This is a genomic window from Achromobacter maghribensis (assembly GCF_057334215.1).
In genome coordinates this window covers 124824-143759 of the sequence record NZ_JBHFII010000005.1, presented here as the reverse complement: position 1 = coordinate 143759, position 18936 = coordinate 124824, and the positions used below count along the sequence as shown (strand labels likewise).

Sequence of the window (18936 nt, the reverse complement as noted above, 5' to 3'; positions counted from 1 at the left end):
GAAGGGAGCGGGGCGGCTGGGAGCCGCGCGCCGGGATGGGGGATGGCGGGCGATTGCCCGCCATCATCAATAATGATTACAATTCCCATTCTTAAAAAAATCAGGAAGCGGTCGCGCTACGGCCATGTCGTCCTTGGAATCTCTGGAGCACCGCGAGCTGGGCTTGCTCTATCGCGATCATCATGGCTGGCTGCGCGGCTGGTTGCTGCGGCGGCTGGCCGTGCCTGCCGAAGCCGCCGACCTTGCGCAAGACACTTTTTTACGCCTGTTGGCCTCGCCCGCGTCCCTGGCGCAACTGCAGGGTGTGCGGCAGCCGCGCAGCTTTCTGGCCACGGTGGCGCAACGCACGCTGGTGGACCACATTCGGCGCCAGGTACTGGAACGCGCCTGGCTGGAGACGCTGGCACGGCAACCGGAGGCCCATGCGATCTCGCCCGAAACGCAAGCTATTCTGCTGGAAACCATTCGCGAGATCGATGCCATGCTGCACGGCCTGGGCGACAAAGTGCGACGGGCTTTCCTGATGTCACAGCTGGAAGGCGCAAGCTACGCGGACATCGCGGCCGCGCTGGGCGTGACGGTAAGTTCGGTCAAGAAGTACATGGCGCGCGCGACCGAGCACTGCTTGATCTACGCCTTGGAAAGGCAATAGCCGCGATGGCGAACCCGACAATCGCCGCGGCGGCGCAATGGTACGCGCGCCTTTGCGCCGACGACGTGGACGCGGCCGATGTGGCGGCGCATGGCCGCTGGCTGGCTGCCGACCCGGAACATGCCCGCATCTGGCGGCAGGTTGAGCGGCTGCGCGGCACGTTGGGCGCGGCGCCCGCGCGGCTGGCCGCCGATACGCTCATCCGCGCGGACCAGCACTTCGCGCGCCGGCGCGCCATGTTGCGCAACGGCGTGGGGGCGGTAATGCTGTTCGGCGCAGGCGGCGTGCTGGCGTGGCGCACCTTGCCCGTCGAACGGCTGGCGGCCGGCTATCTGGCCGACTACCGGATGGGCACGGGCGAACGGCGCGAACTGTTGCTGGCGGACGGCACCTTGCTGTGGCTGGACAGCGCAAGCGCGGTGGACGTTGCCATGGATGCGCGAGGCCGCCACGTGACCGTCCACGCAGGCGAAATCCTGATCGATACCGAACATGCCGCCCCGGGCCTGCCGCCTTTGCGCGTGACGACGCTGCACGGCACGGTTCGGCCGCTGGGCACGCGCTTCACCGTCAACCGGCAGGCTGCGTGCACGCGCGTCGCGGTGCTGCGGCATGCGGTCGAGCTGCTGCCCGCCAGCGGGGCATCGCCGCTGGTGCTGAGCGCGGGCGAACAAGGTGTGCTGGAAGCGTCGGGCGTGCGCCGTGAAGGCGCCATCCTGGGCGAACCCGACGCCTGGACCCGCGGTTTGCTGATCGTGGACGGCATGCGGTTGGGGGACTTCATCGCGCAACTGGATCGCTACCGTCCCGGCCGCCTCAGTTGTGACGACGCGGTGGCGTCCCTGCGGGTGTCCGGCGCGTTTCCCATCGACGACACCGACCGCGCGTTGGCGGCCGTGGAACGCGCACTGCCCGTGCGCGTGTCGCGCTTCACCCGCTACTACACCCGGGTGATCCCCCGCGGCTGATTTATTTTCAATTGGCATTGTCCTTTTTCCGCGCTCGTCCGACTTAGCAGGGATTACGTCGGATTTGATTCACGGAAAACCTGAGCTTATGCCTTTCAACATGTCCTTCCATCGCCATCCGGCGCCGCAGGCGCCGATCGCGCGCGCCGTCTTTGTTGCCTTGATGGCGCTTGCGTCGGCGCCATCCGTGCTGGCGCAGGCGGCGCCGTTCGCCGAGGCGGCCCGCCGCTATGATGTTCCCGCCGGCCCGTTGGGCCTGGCGTTGGGCCGCTTTGCCGCGCAGGCGGGGGTGGTGCTGTCATTTGACGCCCAACTGACGCAAGGCAAGCAAAGCGCCGGTTTGCAAGGTGATTACGGCATTGCCTCGGGACTGGCGGCCATGCTGTCGGGCACGGGGCTGGAGGCTGTCAGCCAAGGCGGCAACAATTACGGATTGCGTGTCGCCGGCGCGCAGACCCTTGCGCCGGTGGAAGTGCTGGGTTCGCGCGATCCCGCGCCCAGCGAGGGGACGGATTCTTATACCGTGGGTCTGTCGACGACGGCTACCAAGCTGCCGATGACGCTGCGCGAGACGCCGCAATCGGTGTCGGTGATGACGCGCCAGCGCTTATCCGACCAGGGGCTGAATACGCTGGAAGATGCCATTGCCAATACGCCTGGTCTGACCTTCAAGAAGAAGGGGTCGGCGGACGACAACGAGAAGGGGTTGTACGCCCGCGGCATGGAAATCACCAACATGCAGGTGGATGGCGTGCCCACGCACAAGGATTTCAATGCGCTGGGTCTGGATACCGCGCTGTATGACCGGATCGAAGTGGTGCGCGGTTCCACCGGGCTGTTGAACGGCGCCGGCAATCCCGCGGCCTCGATCAATCTGGTGCGCAAGCGGCCCACCCACGAGTTTGAGGCGGGCGTGGGAGCGGCCGTCGGCTCGTGGGACTACAAGCGCACGGAGTTCGACCTTGGCAGTCCGCTGGATGAAGCGGGCAAGCTTCGCGGCCGGCTGGTCGGCGCGTGGCAGGAGGGAGGTTCCTTCATCGACCGCGTCAAGCAGGATTCGCAATTGCTGTACGGCGTGATCGAGGCAGACCTGGCCGAACGCACGTTGCTGACCCTGGGTGCGGAGTATCAACGAAAAAAGTGCACGGCCTGCTCGTACTTTGGTTTTCCCGCCGCGTATGCCGACGGCACCAAAACGGATTTCCCGCAGCGCTTCAATTCGGCCACGGACTGGAGCCGCCAGGATCGCACGCGCTATAACGTGTTCGCGACGCTGGACCACGAATTCGCCCCGTTGTGGAAGGGCTCGTTGACCGTGTCCCGTACCGGTGACGACAACGACCGCACCTACGGCTGGTTCAGCAGCAACGGCTGGGCAGATCCGGCGACGGGCGCAGGCGCGTCGGTGTGGGTGGCGAAATGGCCCATTCCGAAAACGCAGAATGCGGTCGACGCCAGCGTGACGGGCGCGTTCGATGCCCTTGGCCGCCAGCACGACCTGGTCGTGGGCGCAAACGCATCGCGCACCCGCGGCGACTACGACATGTACCCGCTGTGGACCGCCCCGGGCTATGACGCGAAGATCCCCGACATCCGCCAGTGGAATGGCGACATGCCCGAGCCGGACTGGCAATCGACCGGCAAGCGCTACTACACCGAAAAGCAGGCGTCGATCTATGGCGCGGTGCGCCTGCGTCCGACCGACGCGCTGTCGCTGGTGTTGGGCTCGCGCGTGACGTGGTGGGACCAGCAGGCGTCCTACAACTACAACGATGGGTCGTCCTACCCGGACAATATGCGGGAGCAGGGCGTCTACACCCCGTATGCCGGCGTGGTCTACGACCTGACCAGCACGGTGTCCGCCTACGCCAGCTACACGAGCATCTTCCAGCCGCAACAGGCGCAAAGCGTGACCGGCGGCGTGCTCGAACCGATCAAGGGCAATACCTACGAGATCGGCCTGAAGTCGGCGTTGCTGGACGGCCGCTTGAACGGGTCCCTGGCCTTGTTCCGGACGCGCCAGGACAACTACGCGATGGTGGACGGTGACCGGCTGGCGCCGAATGGCGATAGCGCTTACGTCGCCGCCGATGGCGCAGTGATGCGGGGCGTGGAAGCCGAGATCACCGGCGAGTTGACGCCAGGCTGGCAAATGCAACTGTCCTATGCCTACGTGGACCGCCGCTTGCCGCAAGGCTTCATCACGCAAGTCGGCCTGCCGCGCCACATCGCCAAGCTGTACACCACGTATCGCCTGCCGGGGGATTTAAGCGCCCTGACCGTTGGCGGCGGGGTGCGCTGGGAGAGCGGCACCGAGTATTCCAGCCGAGGGCCGGGCGGCAAGCCGTTGGCATCTTCGCAAAGCGGGTATGCGTTGGTCGATTTGATGGCGCGCTACCAATTCAGCCGCCAGTGGTCGGCGACCTTGAACCTGAACAATGTCTTCGACAAGAAGTACTACGCCAGCACCAACGTCTACAGCAACTACTATGGCGCGCCGTTCAGCGCCATGCTGGGCGTGAACTACAAGTATTGATCCGCCCCACGGAACTGGCCGCCCCACGGAACCGGCCGCGTCGCATGCTTATGCGCCGCGGCCGGTTGCGTTCAGTCCAGCGTGATGTTCGCGCGCTTGGCCACCGCGCCGAACGTGCGCAGTTCACGGGCGATCTGTTCGTGGAACGCCTGGCCCGGCAGGTACACGGGTTCCAGGGCCAGGTCCGACACGGCCTTGCGCATCTGCGGATCTTCCATGATCTTGGCGACCGCGCGGTTCAGGGTGTCGAGAACCGGCGCGGGCGTGCGGGCGGGGGCGGCCAACGCGTACCAGCCGACGAAGGACACTTCGGGAATGCCCGCTTCGGTGAAGGTGGGGACGTCCGGCAACTGCGGCACGCGGTGCTCGCCCGTGACGGCCAGTGCGCGGACCTTGCCGGCGCGCACCTGTGGCGCGGCCGACGATACCGTGTCCACGCCCAGCGCGACCTCGCCGCCGATCATCGCGGTGATCAATTGCGCGCTGCCCTTATAGGGCACGGGCAGCATCTTGGCGCCCGCGGCTTCGGCGAACATTTCGCCGGCCAGGTGCGGCGCGGAGCCAGGTCCGAAGGTGCCGTACATCAAGCCGCCCTTGTCGCTTTGGCGTTTGGCCAGCGCGGCCGCTTCCTGCACCGTGCTGACCGCAAGCCCGTTCTGGGCCAGCAGCACGACCGGGGCCATGGCGACGATGGCAATCGGTTCGTAGCTGTTGATCGGGTCATAGGGCAACGTGGATTTCAAGGCCGGCAATACCGTATAAGTCGTGCTGCCCGATAGCAGCAGCGTGTAGCCATCGGGTTGCGCGCGGGCCACCGCATCGGCGCCGATCACCGTGGACGCCCCGGGGCGGTTTTCCACGATCACGGATTGCCCCAGGTTGCCCGACAGGCGGTTGGCCAGCAACCGGGCCACCGCGTCCGTGGCGCCGCCTGGCGTGAACGGCACGACGATCTTGATCGGCTGTTCGGGGTACGCGGCGTGGACCTCGCCCGCATAGGCGGCGACGGCAAGGTTGAACGCCATCACGGCGGCACAAAATCTAGCGGTCATGGCAAAGCTCTCGAAGGGTCATGGGGAAACGCGGGAAAGGGCCGGGGTCAGGCGGCCGCGGGAAAATCCGAAGCAGCGGCGGCATCCCGCAACGCGGCGCCCTGGTCGCCCAGGTCCCAGAACAGGCCGGCCATGATGGCGAGGCCTTCGCGCGCGACGCTGCCCAGCAGGTGTTCATTGGGCGCGTGCTGGGCGCAGGCGGGGTAGGAGTGTGGCACCCACAGCGTGGGCAAGCCCAGTTGATCGGCAAAAATGTCGTTGGGCAGCGAGCCGCCCAGGTTGGGCAGCAGCGCAGGCCGTTTGCCGGTCGTGCGTTCCAGCGACGCGGCGGCCCAGCGCACCCAGGCGTTGTCCGGCGACAAGCGGGTGGCGCCGGCCTGCATGCCGATCCGCACCTGCACGTCTTCAAAGCCGGCTTGGCGTAAATGCTCGCGCACATGGGTTTCCAGCGCGCGCCAGTCGGTGCCCACCACGAAGCGCAATTGGCACCAGGCCACGGCTTCGGGCGGGATCGCGTTTACTGGCTTGGACGGATCGCCCGCGCCGAACGTCAGGACGTCCAGGCTGTTCCAGCCAAATACCTTTTCGGCGGCGGACAGGCCGGGTTCGCCCCACCACGCGTTGATCTCGGGATCGTCCTCGCCGCCGCCCACCTGCAGGTCGGCCAGCGCGTCGGCGACCGGGGCGGGAATGGGAGGAGGGCGCAGGCCGTCGACGCAGATGCGGCCGGTGGCGTCGACCAGGGTGCCGATGGCGTGCATCAGCACGATAGCGGGGTTGGACAGCAGGCCGCCCCAATTGCCGGAGTGGTAGCCGCGCTCACGCGCGCGCAGCTTCAATTCGAAATTCACCGCGCCGCGCGATCCCATGAAAAGCGTGGGGCGCTCGGCGCTCAGGCGCGGGCCGTCGCTGGCGATGAACACGTCGGCCTTCAGCGCGTCGCGTTGTGCGTGGCAGAAGGCGGCCAGGCCGGGCGAACCGGCCTCTTCGCCGGTCTCGATCAGCCACGTCGTGTTGAAACCCAGCTTGCCGTCGCGTGCGGCGATCACGTGCCGCAGGGCTTCCAGGTTGATGGAGTGCTGACCCTTGTTGTCGGCTGTGCCGCGGCCATACCAGCGGTCGCCCTCGACCTGCAGCCGCCACGGGTCGCGTCCCGCTTCCCATTTCGCGGCGTTGCCGCGCACGACGTCGCCGTGGCCATACATCAGCACGGTCGGCAGGCCCGCTTGCTCGATGCGGCGCGCCACCAGGATAGGCAAATCCGCCCCGGCGGGGTTGGCGTGGACTTCACAGGAAAAGCCCAGCGCGGTCAGCAGCGGGATCAGGTCTTCATTCAGATAGGCGTGCTGGGCGGCCGCTTGTTCCGGCACTTCGCTTTCCGTGGCGTAGGCGACGCGACGCGCCAACGTGGTCAGCAGGGCGCCGGAGTCATAGGCATCGACGGCGTGGAGGACGGCTTGTTCGCGATTCACATCGGCTCTCGGGTGCGCAAAGGAAGCACAAAGTTATTACGCTTCACCCCGTGCCACAATTAGATAATTAGCATCTTTGCCATGCCTTTAAAGCATGGATTTCGGAGCCGACCATGATTTCACTGGCCTTGCGGTATTTCCTGGAGGTTGCCCGCTGCGGTTCCATCGCCGGGGCCGCGGCGGCGCAACACGTGGCGGCCTCGGCCGTCAGCCGCCAGATCGCCAAACTGGAAGACGATCTGGGCATCGTGCTGTTCGAGCGCCAGGCGCGCGGCATGGCGCTAAGCGAAGCCGGCCGGCAGCTTGCCGCCTACGCCAATGCCGCCGCGCTGGAGGCCGAGCGCGTCACGACCCAGATCCGCCAGCGCGGCCACGTGGGCGACGTGACCATCCGGCTGGCCTGCACCGAAGGCTTCGCGCACCGCTTCCTGCCGCTCAGCATGGCGGAGTTCAAGCGCGTGCGGCCGGAGGCGCGGTTTCACTTGCATGTCGAGCGCCCGGACGAGGTCAGCCGGCAGGTCGTGGAAGGCCTGTCGCAGATCGCGCTGCGCTATTCCACGGTGCAGGACGAACGTCTGAAGACCGAATTGCTGACGCGGGCGCCGGTGTATGCGGTGATGTGCCGCAGTCATCCACTGGCCAGCCGCCGTAGCGTGGGCATGCGGGATCTGGCGGACTATCCGTTGTCGCTGGGCGATTCGGGCACGACGGTCCGGCAACTGTTCGACGCCGCGTGCGCGAATGCCGGGCTGCATATAGAACCGGCCTATGTGTCGAACCATTCGGCGGCATTCCTGCCGATGCTGCCCGGCAGCCGCATTGTGGCCTTGACCGGGTACCTGACCCTGATGGGCCAGACGGGCAGCGATAAGCTGGCCGGGGTGCCGTTCACGAACCCGGAAATGCGGCAACGGAGCATCCAGGTGCTGACCCTGCAGGGCAGGACGCTGCCGCTGCTGGCCCGGGAGTTCCTGGCGTTCATGGCAGAGCGCCTGATCGTGGCGACGCGCTTGCCCGAGTAGCCTCAGTCCGCCGCTGAACCGGCCGGCGCGCGCGCCGCCCGGACTTTCAGCCGCAGCCGTTCCAGCGCCAGATAGACGATTGGCGTCGTGTACAGCGTCAGGAACTGGCTGATCATCAGGCCGCCGACGATCGCGACGCCCAGCGGGCGCCGCAGTTCGGATCCTTCACCCACGCCCAGCACCAGGGGCAGCGCGCCCAGCAGGCCGGCCAGATTGGTCATGACGATAGGCCGCAGGCGCAGCATCGCGGCGCGGTGGATGGCTTGTTCCGCCGTCAACCCTTCGCGCCGTTCCAGGCTGAGCGCGAAGTCGATCATCAAAATGGCGTTCTTCATGACGATGCCGACAAGCAGGAACAGCCCCAATAGCGCAATCAGGGTGAATTCGATGTTCGCCAGCCGCAATGCCAGCAAGGCCCCCACGCCCGCCGACGGCAGCGTGGACAGGATGGTCAGCGGATGCAGGGGACTTTCGTACAGGATGCCCAGCACCAGATAAATGGCGACCAGCACTGCCAGGATCAGCCAGGGCTGGTCCTGCACGCTTTGCTGGAAGTTGCGGGCGTCGCCGCCCAGGCGCGTCTGGATCGTGGAGGGCACCATCAGCTTCGCCATCGTGGCGTCGATGGCGGCAAGCCCCTGTTCCAGCGACACGCCTTCGGCCAGCGAAAAGCCGACGCCCACGGCCGCGAACAGGCCGTCGTGGAAGACGCGGTCGTTGACCAGGCCGTTCTCGTACGTGGCAAAAGCCGTCAGCGGGATGCGGGTGCCGTCAGCCGCCACGACCTGCACCTGCTCCAGGACCTCGGGGTCTTCGGTGTAGCGCGGGTCCAGTTCCAGCACCACGCGGTACTGGTTCATGGCGTCGTAAAGGGTGGCGACCTGGCGCTGGCTGAAGGAATTGCTTAGCACGCTGCTGATCGTGTCCATGTCCACGCCCAAGCGTTGGGCGGCGCTGCGGTCGATATTGATCACCACCTGCTGGGTGGCGCCGTCGCCCACGGCGTCCACGTCGCGCAGTTCCGGAATGGCTTGCATGGCCTTCGAGATCTTGCGCGACCATTCCCGCAGCGCGGGCACATCGCTGGCCATGATGGCCAGTTCGTGGTCGCCCGAGTTGCCGAAGCCGCCCGGCATGCGCAGGTCTTGGTCCACGTTCAGGAAGAACATGCCGCCCGGCACCGGCGGTGCGTTCATGCGCAGCCAATTGATGACTTCCGTCGAAGATTCGGCGCGCTGGGCCACGGGCTTCAAGCGGATCAGGAAGAGCGAATTGCTGATGCCGAGCCCGCCGCCGTTATAGCCGATGACGTCTTGCACGGCCGGGTGCTTGAGCACCAGCTGGCGATACTGGTCGATCTTGGGCTGCATGACCTGGAACGAAAAGCCGTCGTCGCCCCGCACGAACCCGACCAGTTGGCCCGTGTCCTGCACCGGCAGGAAGCCCTTGCGGGCATCCACGTACAGGTAGACGTTCAGCCCGATGACGCCGGCCAGCACCAGTAGCGTCAGGCGCGCATGGCCAAGCACCCGCGCAAGCGATGCGCCGTACCCCTCGTGCAGACGCGCGAAGGCGGCCTGCATGCGTGAGGGCCGGACCGGGGTGGCATGCGGCGTCGCCCCGGGCTTGAGCCAGCGCGCGCACAGGGCGGGGATGATGGCGACCGACACCACCAGCGAGATCACCGTAGCGGCCACCAGCGTGATCGAGAATTCGCGGAACAGGCGTTCAACGAGCCCGCCCATGAACAGGATGGAGACGAACACCACGCTCAGGGCGACGGTCATGGCGACCAGCGTGAAACCCACTTCGCGCACCCCGCGCAGTGCCGCCTTGCGGGGCGACAGACCGCGTTCGATGTGCCGCGAGATGTTCTCCAGCACCACGATCGCATCGTCCACCACCAGTCCGGCGGCCACGATCAGCGCCATCAGCGACAGGTTGTTCAGCGAAAAGCCCCACACATACATGACCGCGAAGGTGGCGATCAGGCACACCGGAATCGCCACGCTGGGGATGGCGGCCGCCCGCGCGTTGCCCAGGAACAGCCACACCACCAGGATCACCAGCGCCGTGGCCAGCCCCAGCGTGACGTGGGCTTCGCGCAGCGTGGCGTTAATGCCGGGCGAGCGGTCCAGCGCCACGGTCAGGTCCACGTCGGCCGGCAACAGCGCCCGCAACCCGGGCAGGGCCTCGTTGATGGCCGTGATGGTTTCGATGATGTTCGACCCCGGCTGGCGGCTGATGGTCAGCACGACCGCAGGGTTGCGGTTGTGAAAGCCGCTGCTGTAGCGGTTTTCCACCGAATCGCTGACTTTCGCCACCTGGGCCAGCCGGATGACGGCGCCATCCCGGTGGCGCACGATCAGGCTGTCGTACTCTTGCGCGGTGCGCGGCTGCGCGGGCGCGCCGATCTCCCAACGCTGGCCCGCCGAATCCAGCTGGCCTTGCGGGCGCATCGGCGCCGCGTCGGAGATGGCCTCGCGCACGTCGTCCAGCGCCACGCCGTAGTGAGCCAGCGCGTTCGGATTGACCTGCACTCGCACGGCGGGCAAGGAACTGCCGCCCATCGTCACTTCGCCCACCCCGTTGATCTGCGAGATTTTCTGCGCCAGCACGGTCGCGCCCAGGTCGTACAGCTGGCCAGCGGGACGCGTCGGGGAACTGAGCGCCAGCGCCATGATGGGCGCTTGCGAGGGGTTGATCTTTCGATAGCTGGGATTGCCCGGCATGCCAGCGGGAAGTTCGGCGCGGGCCGCGTTGATGGCCGCCTGCACGTCGCGGGCCGCTTCATTGACGTCGCGGTCCAGGTCGAACTGCAACTGCACGCGCGTGGCGCCCTGATTGCTGGACGACGTCATGGAGCTGACGCCCGCGATGCTGCCCAAGGCACGCTCCAGCGGGGCGGCCACGGTGCTGGCCATGCTCTCGGGGCTGGCGCCCGGCAGCTCGGCGCGCACTTCGATGGTGGGGAAATCCACCTGGGGCAGGGGGGCCACGGGCAGCAGCCGCCAGGCCACCGCGCCTAGCAGCGTCAATGCCAGCGCCAGAAAAATGCAGGCGACCGGCCGGTGCAGCAGAGCCCGGATCATGCCGCGGGCCCGTCAGTCCTTGCGGGCTTGGCGGGAACGCCGCGCCGCTGGCCCAGGCGGTGGAAAAACAGGTAGACGGCCGGCGTAGTGAACAGCGTCAGGATCTGGCTGACCAGCAGCCCGCCGACCATGACCCAGCCCAGCGGCTGGCGTAGTTCGGCACCGGAGCCGGTGGCCAGCATCAGCGGCAATGCGCCGAACAAGGCGGCCAGCGTCGTCATCAGGATGGGCCGCAGGCGCAGCAGGGCGGCTTCGCGGATGGCGGCTTCCGGCGGCAACCCGCGCGATCGCTCAGCCTCTAGCGCGAAGTCCACCATCATGATGCCGTTCTTCTTCACCAGCCCGATCAGCAGGATGATGCCGATGACGGCGATCAGGTCCAGTGGCCGGCCCGTGATCAGCAGCGCCAGCAGCGCGCCTACCGTGGCCGACGGCAGCGTCGACAGGATGGTGACGGGGTGGATCGCGCTTTCATACAGCATGCCCAGCACCAGGTACATCGTGACCACGGCGGCCAGCATCAGCCACAGCGTGTTCGATAACGAGGCCTGGAACGCCGATGCGGCGCCCTGCAGGCGCAGCTCCACGCTGGGCGGCATGCCGATGTCGCGTTGGGCGGCTTCGATGGCGGCGATGGCCTCGCCCAGCGAGCCGCCCGGGGGCAGGTTGAACGACAGATTGACCGCCGGGAACTGCGACAGGTGGTTCACGGCCAGCGGCACGGCGCGTTCGCTGACAGTGGCCAGCGCCGATAGCGGGATCGCCTGGCCGGCGTCGGTCTGTAGATGGATGCGCTCCAGCGCGTCGGGACTCAAGGCCAGCCGGCGGTCCACTTCCAGCACCACGCGGTATTGGTTGGATTGCGTGAACAGGGTGGCAACCTGGCGCTGGCCGAACGCGTTGTACAAGGTCTGCACCACGTCGTCCATCGTCACGCCCAGCCGCGCGGCGGTATCGCGCGACACTTGCAGGAACGCCTGGCGGCCGTCGCCTTGCAGGTCTGACGACACCTCGGCCAGCGCAGGCGATTGGTCCAGGCGCTGCGTCAGCGCGTGGCTCCATTGCGCCAGCAGTGCGCTGTCCGGGGATGTCAGGGTGAACTGGTATTGGCCCCGGCTGACGCGGTCTTCGATGTTCAGTTCCTGCACCGGTTGCAGGAAGAGCGAGATGCCCTGGACGTCTCGGGCGCGCGCATCCAGCCGGGCCAGGATGTCGGCCAGCGGCGCGCTGCGCTCGGCCCAGGGCTTCAGGTTGATCAGCAGGCGGCCGGTGTTCAGCGTGGTGTTCATGCCATCGATCCCGATAAAGGACGACAGGCTCTGCACGTCGGGGTCAGCCAGCAGGCTGTGCGCCACCGCCTGCTGGCGCCGCGACATGGCGTCGAACGAGGTGTTCTGCGACGACTGGGTCACGCCCTGCAGCACACCGCCGTCCTGCACCGGGAAGAAGCCCTTGGGCACCGCCAGGTACAGCAGGCCGGTCAGCACCACGGTGGCCAGCATGGCCAATAGCGTCAGGCGCTGGTGGCGCAAGGTCACGTCGAGCCAGCCGGCGTAGCGCGCCTGCACGCGGTCCAGCAGGCCGGGCCGCGAGTCCACGTGGGCGGGCAGCAGGCGGGCGCACATCATGGGCGTCAGGGTCAACGACACCGCCAGCGATATCAGAATGGCCACGGCCAGCGTGATGGCGAACTCGCGGAACAGGCGGCCCACCACGTCTTCCATGAACAACAGCGGGATCAGCACCGCGATCAACGACAGCGTCAGCGAGACGAGCGTGAAGCCGATCTGCCCCGCGCCCTTCAGCGCGGCCGACATGGGGCTGTGCCCCTGTTCGCGGTAGCGCGCGATGTTCTCCAGCATGACGATGGCGTCGTCCACCACGAAGCCCGCGCCGATGGTCAGGGCCATCAGCGTCAGGTTGTTGGTGGAAAAGCCGGCCAGGTGCATGAAACCGAAGGTGCCGATCAAGGACAATGGCACCGCCAGGCTGGGGATCAGGGTGGCCGGCAGGTTGCGCAGGAACAGAAACGTCACCAGCACCACCAGGCCCACGGCGAACACGAGTTCCCACTGCACGCCGCGCACCGATGCGCGGATGCTCTCGGTGCGGTCGGTCAGGATGCGCACTTGCGCCGCGGCGGGCAGGCTGGCGGTCAACTGCGGCAGCAGGGCCTTGACCTGATCGGCCACGGCGATCACGTTGGCGCCCGGCTGGCGCTGGATGTTGACCAGCACGGCGGGCTGCTTGTCGACCCAGGCGGCCAGGTAGCGGTCTTCCGCGCCGTCTTCGATCATGGCGACCTGGCCCAGCCGCACCGGCGCGCCGTTCTTCCAGGCGACGATCAGCTCGCGGTATTCCTCGGCGCTTTGCAATTGGTCGTTGGCGTCCATGATGACGGACCGTACCGGGCCGTCGAAGCTGCCTTTGGGCTGGTTCGAGTTGGCCTTGGCGATGGCTTCCTGCACGTCCGACAGTTGCAGGCCGCGGGCCGCCAGCGCCATCGGGTTGACCTGCACCCGCACGGCTGGCCGCTGGCCGCCGGCCAGGCTGACCATGCCCACGCCGGATAGTTGCGACAGCCGCTGCGTCATGCGCGTGTCCACCAGGTCGTAAACCTTGGGCAACGGCAGGGAGTCCGAGGTGACGGCCAGCGTCAGGATGGGCACGTCGGCGGGGTTGACCTTCCGATAAACGGGCGGCGTCGGCAAGTCCGGGGGCAGCAGCGAGCCGCTGGCGCTGATCGCCGCCTGCACTTCCTGTTCGGCCACGCCCAGGGACACGTCCAGCGAGAATTGCAGCGTGATCACCGAAATGCCGCTGCCGCTGGTGGACGAGATCTGCTTGACGCCCGGTATCTGCCCGAAACGCCTTTCAAGCGGCGCCGTGACCGCGCGCGCCGTCACGGTGGGACTGGCGCCGGGATATTGGGTAGTGACCTGGATGATCGGGTAATCCACCTGCGGCAGCGCCGCCACCGGCAGCATGCGCCACGCCAGAATGCCCGACAGCAGCAGGGCGATCATCAGGAAGGACGTTGCGACCGGGCGCAGGATGAAGGGGCGTGACAGGCTCATGCGCGATTCAGGTAAGGGACTCGACGATCTGGACTTCGCGTCCGTCGTGCAGGCGGTCCACGCCTTCGACCACGACGCGCTCGGAAGCGGTCAGGCCGCTTTCCACGACCACGCGGCCGGCGTTGGCGGACCCCAGTTGAAGGACCCGGCGCGCGGCGCGCTGGGCGTCGTCGATGACAAAGACGAAAGCGCCCTCGGTGCCGTACTGCACGGCGGCAGAGGGGATGGTGACGACGTTGTCCTGCTGCACGACGGCCAGCCGGATGTTCACGAACTGGTTGGGAAACAGCGATTCGTCGGCGTTGTCGAAGCGGGCGCGCAGCCGGACGGTGCCGCTGGCCGCCTGGATACGGTTGTCCAGCGCTTCCAGTGTGCCTTCGGCCAGGATGCGGCGGTCATCCGCGTCCCAGGCCTGTACGCGAAGGACTGCCGTCTTGGCCTGGGCGCGGCGCAGGATGTCCAGCCGGGTTTCGGAAATGCTGAAAATCGCGGAAATCGGCATGGTCTGCACCAACGTCGTCAGGCCGTTGGCGTCGTCGGCGCGCACGTGATTGCCGGCGTCGACGCGGCGCAGCCCGATGCGGCCGTCCTGCGGCGCCACAATCCGGGTGTGGGACAGCAGGCGCTCGGCATCGGCGACCTGGGCGTGGTTCAGCTGCCGCTGCGCCGTGTACGCGCGCACCTGGGCTTCCGCGGTGTCCAGTTGCTGGCCCGCGACGGATTCCTGGCGCGCCAGCCGGCGGTAGCGTTGCAAGTCGGCCTGGGCGTTGTCCAGCAACGCCTGGGTGGTCGCCAGCGCGCCTTCGGCGGCCGCCAGGGCGGCCAGATACGGACGGGCGTCGATCTCGGCCAGTAATTGGCCCCGGGTGACGGGCTGGCCTTCGGTGTAGTGCAGCCTGATCAATTCGCCGTCGACCTGGCTGCGCAACGTCACCTGGGCCAGCGGCGTGATGGTGCCCAACGCGTGGAGGTCGCGCTGCAGCGGGCCCACGCGGGCGGCGGCAACGCTGACGGCGACGGGAATCTGCCCGTATTCGGGCGGACGCGGGGCGGCGGGGCCCTTTTCCATCAGCCAGTACGCAAGCCCGATCAACACGGCCAGCGACAGGGCGGCGGCAATCAGGATCAGGCGCTGGGTTCGGGAAGGGCGGCCCGCAGAATAGGGCAGTGACATCTGGGCTGCCAGGCAGGATGTTGCGGACAGCCGAGATTCTATATTAATAATAATGATTAGCGTTATTAATGGTGAATTTCAACAGGGGTTTTCGCCATGTTCCGGTAGGGAATTCAACGTAAAATTCGGCCGACGCCGCGAAATACCGGCGCAATACGCCTTTCCTCACGGCATGTACGTCGATCTCCATACCCTTTATCTCCTTATCATCGGAACGCTGCTGGCCAGCGCGGGGATGATCTTCTGGGAGCTTCGGGCCCATCCACGGCGCAGCAAGACGCTGCGTCTGCTGGGCACCGGTTTCGCGACGTTGGCAGCAGGATGCGTCCTGATCCTGTTCCGCCGCGACCTGCCCGGCGCTTACGGCGCGGCCTTCAGCAATCTTGTCGTGCTGGCGGGCTATCTGCTGGTGCTGAACGGGGTGTCGTCGCTGCGCGGGCGTCAGTACCGCGCGGTCTCCTTGGGCTTGCTGGCCGTGATGGCGCTGGTGTGGGCAGTCGCCGGGGCGCGATGGCCGGACGTGGTGTGGGCCTATGCCAGCGCGGTGCCGATCGCGCTGATCAGTGGCATGACGTCGTTGGAGATGCTGCGGTGCCGGGCGCTGCAGCCGCTACAGCCGCGGCGGATCATCGTCGTGGTAACGGGCATCCATGCGCTGTTGTATACGGGCAGGGCCTTCGTGCTGCCCTGGATGGTGGCGCAATACGGCCAGGCGGTGCTGATGGCCGCCAGCAACATCACGATGTACGAAGGCGTGTTGTATTCGGTCATTTTGCCGATGACGCTGCTGAAACTGATCCGCGAAGAAACCCACGGCCAGCTGCTGCAGGAATCCCAGACGGATTATCTGACCCGGCTGGGAAACCGCAGGTGGTTTTTCGAGCAGGGCGCGCGCGTCATCGGCACCGCCGGGCATGGCTGCGTTTCCATTTTGGCGTTCGACCTTGACCACTTCAAAGCCATCAACGACCTGCATGGCCATGAAACGGGCGACAAGGTGCTGACCTCGTTCGCGGGCGTGGCCCAGGGCGCTGTCGGGCCCGGCGCCGTGCTGGCCCGGATCGGCGGCGAAGAGTTCGCATGCCTGTTGTCGGGCGACGATGCGCGGCGCGCGCATCTGTTGGCCGAGACAATCGTCAGGCGCTTCGCCGAAACCGTGGCGGATCCGGCCTTGGGCGTCGGCGTGCGGGCCACGGTCAGCGTCGGCCTGGCCCAGTTCGACGGCGACGCACCTGCGCTGGCTGCCGGGCTGGCCCAGGCCGATCGCGCGCTGTACCACGCCAAGGCGCTGGGCGGCGACCGCGTCGAATTGGCGCGCTTGCCGGCCAGTTCCGCCGCCGCCTGACCCGCGTGTCGTTATAGTGGCGGCTGTTTTCAATACCCGATCAGCAAGGAGCAGGTTCATGGGCGAGCATTCCCTCGAAAGTCCGCGGCAGTTGTTCGACCGCCTTCAGGCAAGGCTGGAGACCGAACGCGCCCGCTTGGGGCAATGGCAGGCCGTTGAGGCGGATTACCGGCAGAAGTACGCCGAAGGGCTGGTGCCGCTGGAACAACAACTGCATGAGCTGCGCATGAAGCTGGTGCTGTGTTTCGATCATGCGTACAAGAACATGGGGCTGTCCAAGTCGGAACGCGAATTCGTGTCTGAACTGGTGGTGGAGTTTTCGGAAGAACTGCTGCAATTGGCCGCCAAGGGCGCGCTGCCGGCGGGCTGCGACACCGGCCGGCTCAAGACGCTTTATAAAAAACATGGTGGCTCCGACTACGACGCGGACGTGGCCGAAGAGACCGAAGATGCCAAGGTCGAGCTGGCCGATGCGCTAGGCCTGGATCCGGACGCCGATCCGGCCGCCTGGTCGCCGGCGCAACTGCTGCTGCGCATCCAGGACCAATACGAAGACGACGAGGCCGAGGAACTCCTGGCGTTGGCGCGCCTGGCCACCCGGACCACCACGCCGAACGCGGTGGCATGGCAAGCGCTGCAAGACGCCGAGCGCGAGCGCGCCAGCCAGGCCGCACGGAATCCGGACCTTCAGGCCGATGTGGACACCGCCGGCGACATCGACGATGCGCGCCTGCCGCAGCTCAACGCCATCCTGCAAGCCCAGCTGGACGAAGTGCTGCACCAGTCCACGTATGCGGAAGCGGGTTTCAAGCTGCGCTACGACCTGGATCCCTTCGCCTCGTTCGATCCGGAAACGGTGATAGAGGATCTGGACGCCGATATCGTCGACATCAAGGAATACATCAGCGAACTCGAACACGAGGTCATGCAGTTTTCGGACCAGGGGGCGCTCAAGTCCTGGCTCAAGGCGATGAAGCGTGAAGTCGAGGCCATCGAGCGCCGGGAAGGCCGGGCGGGCCGCGACTGAAGCTGCCGGGCGCCGACAGGGCTGCGCGTCAGACGCGCGGCCCTGTCGGCGCCCGCGCCGCGGGTGCTACGTGCGCCGAGCCACCGGCACCACGCGCATGACGGGCGCCGCCGGCTTGGCGGCGTCGGCGCGTGGCCGGATCATCATCGGGAAGAAGCGCCACAGGTATAGCCCCAGGGCCAGCACCCAAGCCGTGGTCGACGCGTGCAGGAAGCCGACGGAAGCGGCGGTGGGCAGCAGGGCAGCCAGGCGCAGCAGCGCCGCCAGGATCATCAGGGCGTAGCTGGTCACCATGCTGCGGTCGGTTTGCAGCGGCCGGCCCAGGTGGCCCAGGGCGGTACGGGTGACCATGCCCAGGATCAGCACCGCAAAGCCGGCCACGCCGACCACATGGGCGGGCCAGGCGGCGCGCACGACATAGCCGGCCAGGTGCGCGGCGCCCACCAGCAGGCCGATCCCCACCCCCAGATACCCGGCATACAGAATCCATAGCAGCGGCACGCGGCGCACGGCCCAGGGTTTCCACGATACCCATTGCGCCAGCGCGATCAGCCCCGTTGCCGCCAGCGCCAACGACGCCGTGCGCGGCGCGCCGACGACGAGGCAGACGATAGCGGCCACGCCCAGGGCCAGTTGCCAGTGGCCGCTGCGCGTGTGCGGCGGAATGTCCAGCCCGGCCACTGCGCGCTTGGCGAAAAACGGCAGGACGCGGCGCGCGATCAGCAGCGTCAGCACCGCCATGCACAGCAGGCCCGCGTTGAAATAACGCATCACGGCCAGATAGTCGCCCTGCACGACGGCCCACAGGTACATCGCGTTGGCGGCCGCCAGCCCCAGCAGCAGGAAAGGTACGCCCGCGTTGCGCTGATTGCGCGTGACCCAGACGGCGCGGCCCAAGGCGGCGGCGCCCCACAGGAAGAACCCCAGATCGGCGGCGGCGGCCACCACGAACGCCGGCCGGCCCGGCATCAGGTAGCCCGCGCGCGCCACGATCCACAGCAGGCACAGTGCAGCCAGCGCATTGCCGCGCAACGGGTTCTTGCCCGTCCAGTTGGCGCCCGCCGTCAGCAGAAAGCCCACGCCGATGGTGGCGACAAAGCCCCACAGCATCTCGTGCGCATGCCAGTACATGCCGCCCATGACGCCGGTGATGCGCGCCGGGGCGTGTACCCACAACCACACGGACGCCAGCGCCCAGAAGCAGCCCGCCAGGTACAGCGGGCGAAACCCCATTTCGGTGAAGGCGCGCCATTGGGGGCGGGGCGGCCGGGCGGCCGGAGCGGGTTCGTCGATGGTCATCAGCGGAGGCATGGCGGTCTGCGGTGTTTAAGGTGTATTGAAAATACATATTAATACCGAGGCCGCGCGGTCACCAGCGTGATTGTTTGACGCAACGCAAACCCGCCCGGGAACCCAGCGGTGACTAGGCACATTGGCAGGGGCCGGATGGTCAGCCGGCGAATGGCGGCGAGGGCGGCCGGTCCCTAGGCTAGGGCCTGTATCAGTGAGCCAAGCGAGA

At 67.0% G+C, this 18936-nt stretch carries 12 protein-coding genes; 6 read left to right on the top strand and 6 right to left on the bottom strand.

The window, feature by feature from the left end:
• Window positions 1-124 precede the first annotated feature (124 nt).
• The 3 genes from ACE039_RS02150 to ACE039_RS02140 all read left to right on the top strand — a co-directional run bounded on the left by ACE039_RS02150 (window position 125) and on the right by ACE039_RS02140 (window position 4156).
• Window positions 125-652: a sigma-70 family RNA polymerase sigma factor gene (locus tag ACE039_RS02150; protein ID WP_313462640.1), complete on the top strand. Its 528-nt coding sequence runs from the start codon at window positions 125-127 to the stop codon at window positions 650-652.
• Window positions 653-657: 5 nt separating this feature from the next.
• Complete coding sequence (locus ACE039_RS02145; RefSeq protein WP_485821565.1) at window positions 658-1620, top strand: FecR domain-containing protein; 963 nt, start codon at window positions 658-660, stop codon at window positions 1618-1620.
• Window positions 1621-1708: 88 nt separating this feature from the next.
• Complete coding sequence (locus ACE039_RS02140) at window positions 1709-4156, top strand: TonB-dependent siderophore receptor (protein WP_485821564.1); 2448 nt, start codon at window positions 1709-1711, stop codon at window positions 4154-4156.
• A gap of 71 nt (window positions 4157-4227) precedes the next feature.
• Here the strand turns inward: ACE039_RS02140 and ACE039_RS02135 are convergent, their stop codons facing one another.
• Both ACE039_RS02135 and ACE039_RS02130 read right to left on the bottom strand, forming a co-directional pair.
• Window positions 4228-5208, bottom strand: coding sequence for a Bug family tripartite tricarboxylate transporter substrate binding protein (locus tag ACE039_RS02135; protein WP_485821563.1), 981 nt, complete (start codon window positions 5206-5208; stop codon window positions 4228-4230).
• Between the two features lie 47 nt (window positions 5209-5255).
• On the bottom strand, window positions 5256-6680 hold the full coding sequence (locus tag ACE039_RS02130) for a M20 family metallopeptidase (RefSeq protein ID WP_485821562.1): 1425 nt from the start codon (window positions 6678-6680) through the stop codon (window positions 5256-5258).
• Window positions 6681-6793: 113 nt separating this feature from the next.
• On the opposite strand from ACE039_RS02130, the gene ACE039_RS02125 reads away from it, so the two are divergent.
• A complete protein-coding gene (locus ACE039_RS02125; protein ID WP_448708336.1) occupies window positions 6794-7702 on the top strand; it encodes a LysR family transcriptional regulator in 909 nt (302 codons plus the stop codon).
• A 2-nt stretch (window positions 7703-7704) separates the two neighbouring features.
• Here the strand turns inward: ACE039_RS02125 and ACE039_RS02120 are convergent, their stop codons facing one another.
• From ACE039_RS02120 to ACE039_RS02110, 3 genes are read right to left on the bottom strand one after another with little or no spacing between them, the layout of a single operon-like run.
• Window positions 7705-10794, bottom strand: coding sequence for an efflux RND transporter permease subunit (locus tag ACE039_RS02120; RefSeq protein WP_485821561.1), 3090 nt, complete (start codon window positions 10792-10794; stop codon window positions 7705-7707).
• Window positions 10791-13871 carry a multidrug efflux RND transporter permease subunit gene (locus ACE039_RS02115; protein ID WP_485821560.1) on the bottom strand — a complete coding sequence of 1027 codons (3081 nt, stop codon included), beginning with the start codon at window positions 13869-13871 and terminating at the stop codon, window positions 10791-10793. The genes ACE039_RS02120 and ACE039_RS02115 overlap by 4 nt, the downstream gene beginning before the upstream one ends.
• 7 nt (window positions 13872-13878) lie before the next feature.
• Complete coding sequence (locus ACE039_RS02110) at window positions 13879-15045, bottom strand: efflux RND transporter periplasmic adaptor subunit (protein WP_485821559.1); 1167 nt, start codon at window positions 15043-15045, stop codon at window positions 13879-13881.
• A gap of 172 nt (window positions 15046-15217) precedes the next feature.
• Between ACE039_RS02110 and ACE039_RS02105 the strand changes: the two genes are divergently transcribed.
• Both ACE039_RS02105 and ACE039_RS02100 read left to right on the top strand, forming a co-directional pair.
• Entirely contained in the window at window positions 15218-16390 is a 1173-nt protein-coding gene (locus tag ACE039_RS02105; protein WP_485821558.1) for a GGDEF domain-containing protein, read from the top strand.
• Between the two features lie 58 nt (window positions 16391-16448).
• Window positions 16449-17417 (top strand): molecular chaperone DnaJ, encoded by a 969-nt coding sequence (locus tag ACE039_RS02100; protein WP_485821557.1) that lies wholly within the window; start codon window positions 16449-16451, stop codon window positions 17415-17417.
• Window positions 17418-17483: 66 nt separating this feature from the next.
• On the opposite strand, the gene ACE039_RS02095 is transcribed toward ACE039_RS02100, so the two are convergent.
• Window positions 17484-18728: an NnrS family protein gene (locus ACE039_RS02095; protein ID WP_485821556.1), complete on the bottom strand. Its 1245-nt coding sequence runs from the start codon at window positions 18726-18728 to the stop codon at window positions 17484-17486.
• Window positions 18729-18936 lie beyond the last annotated feature (208 nt).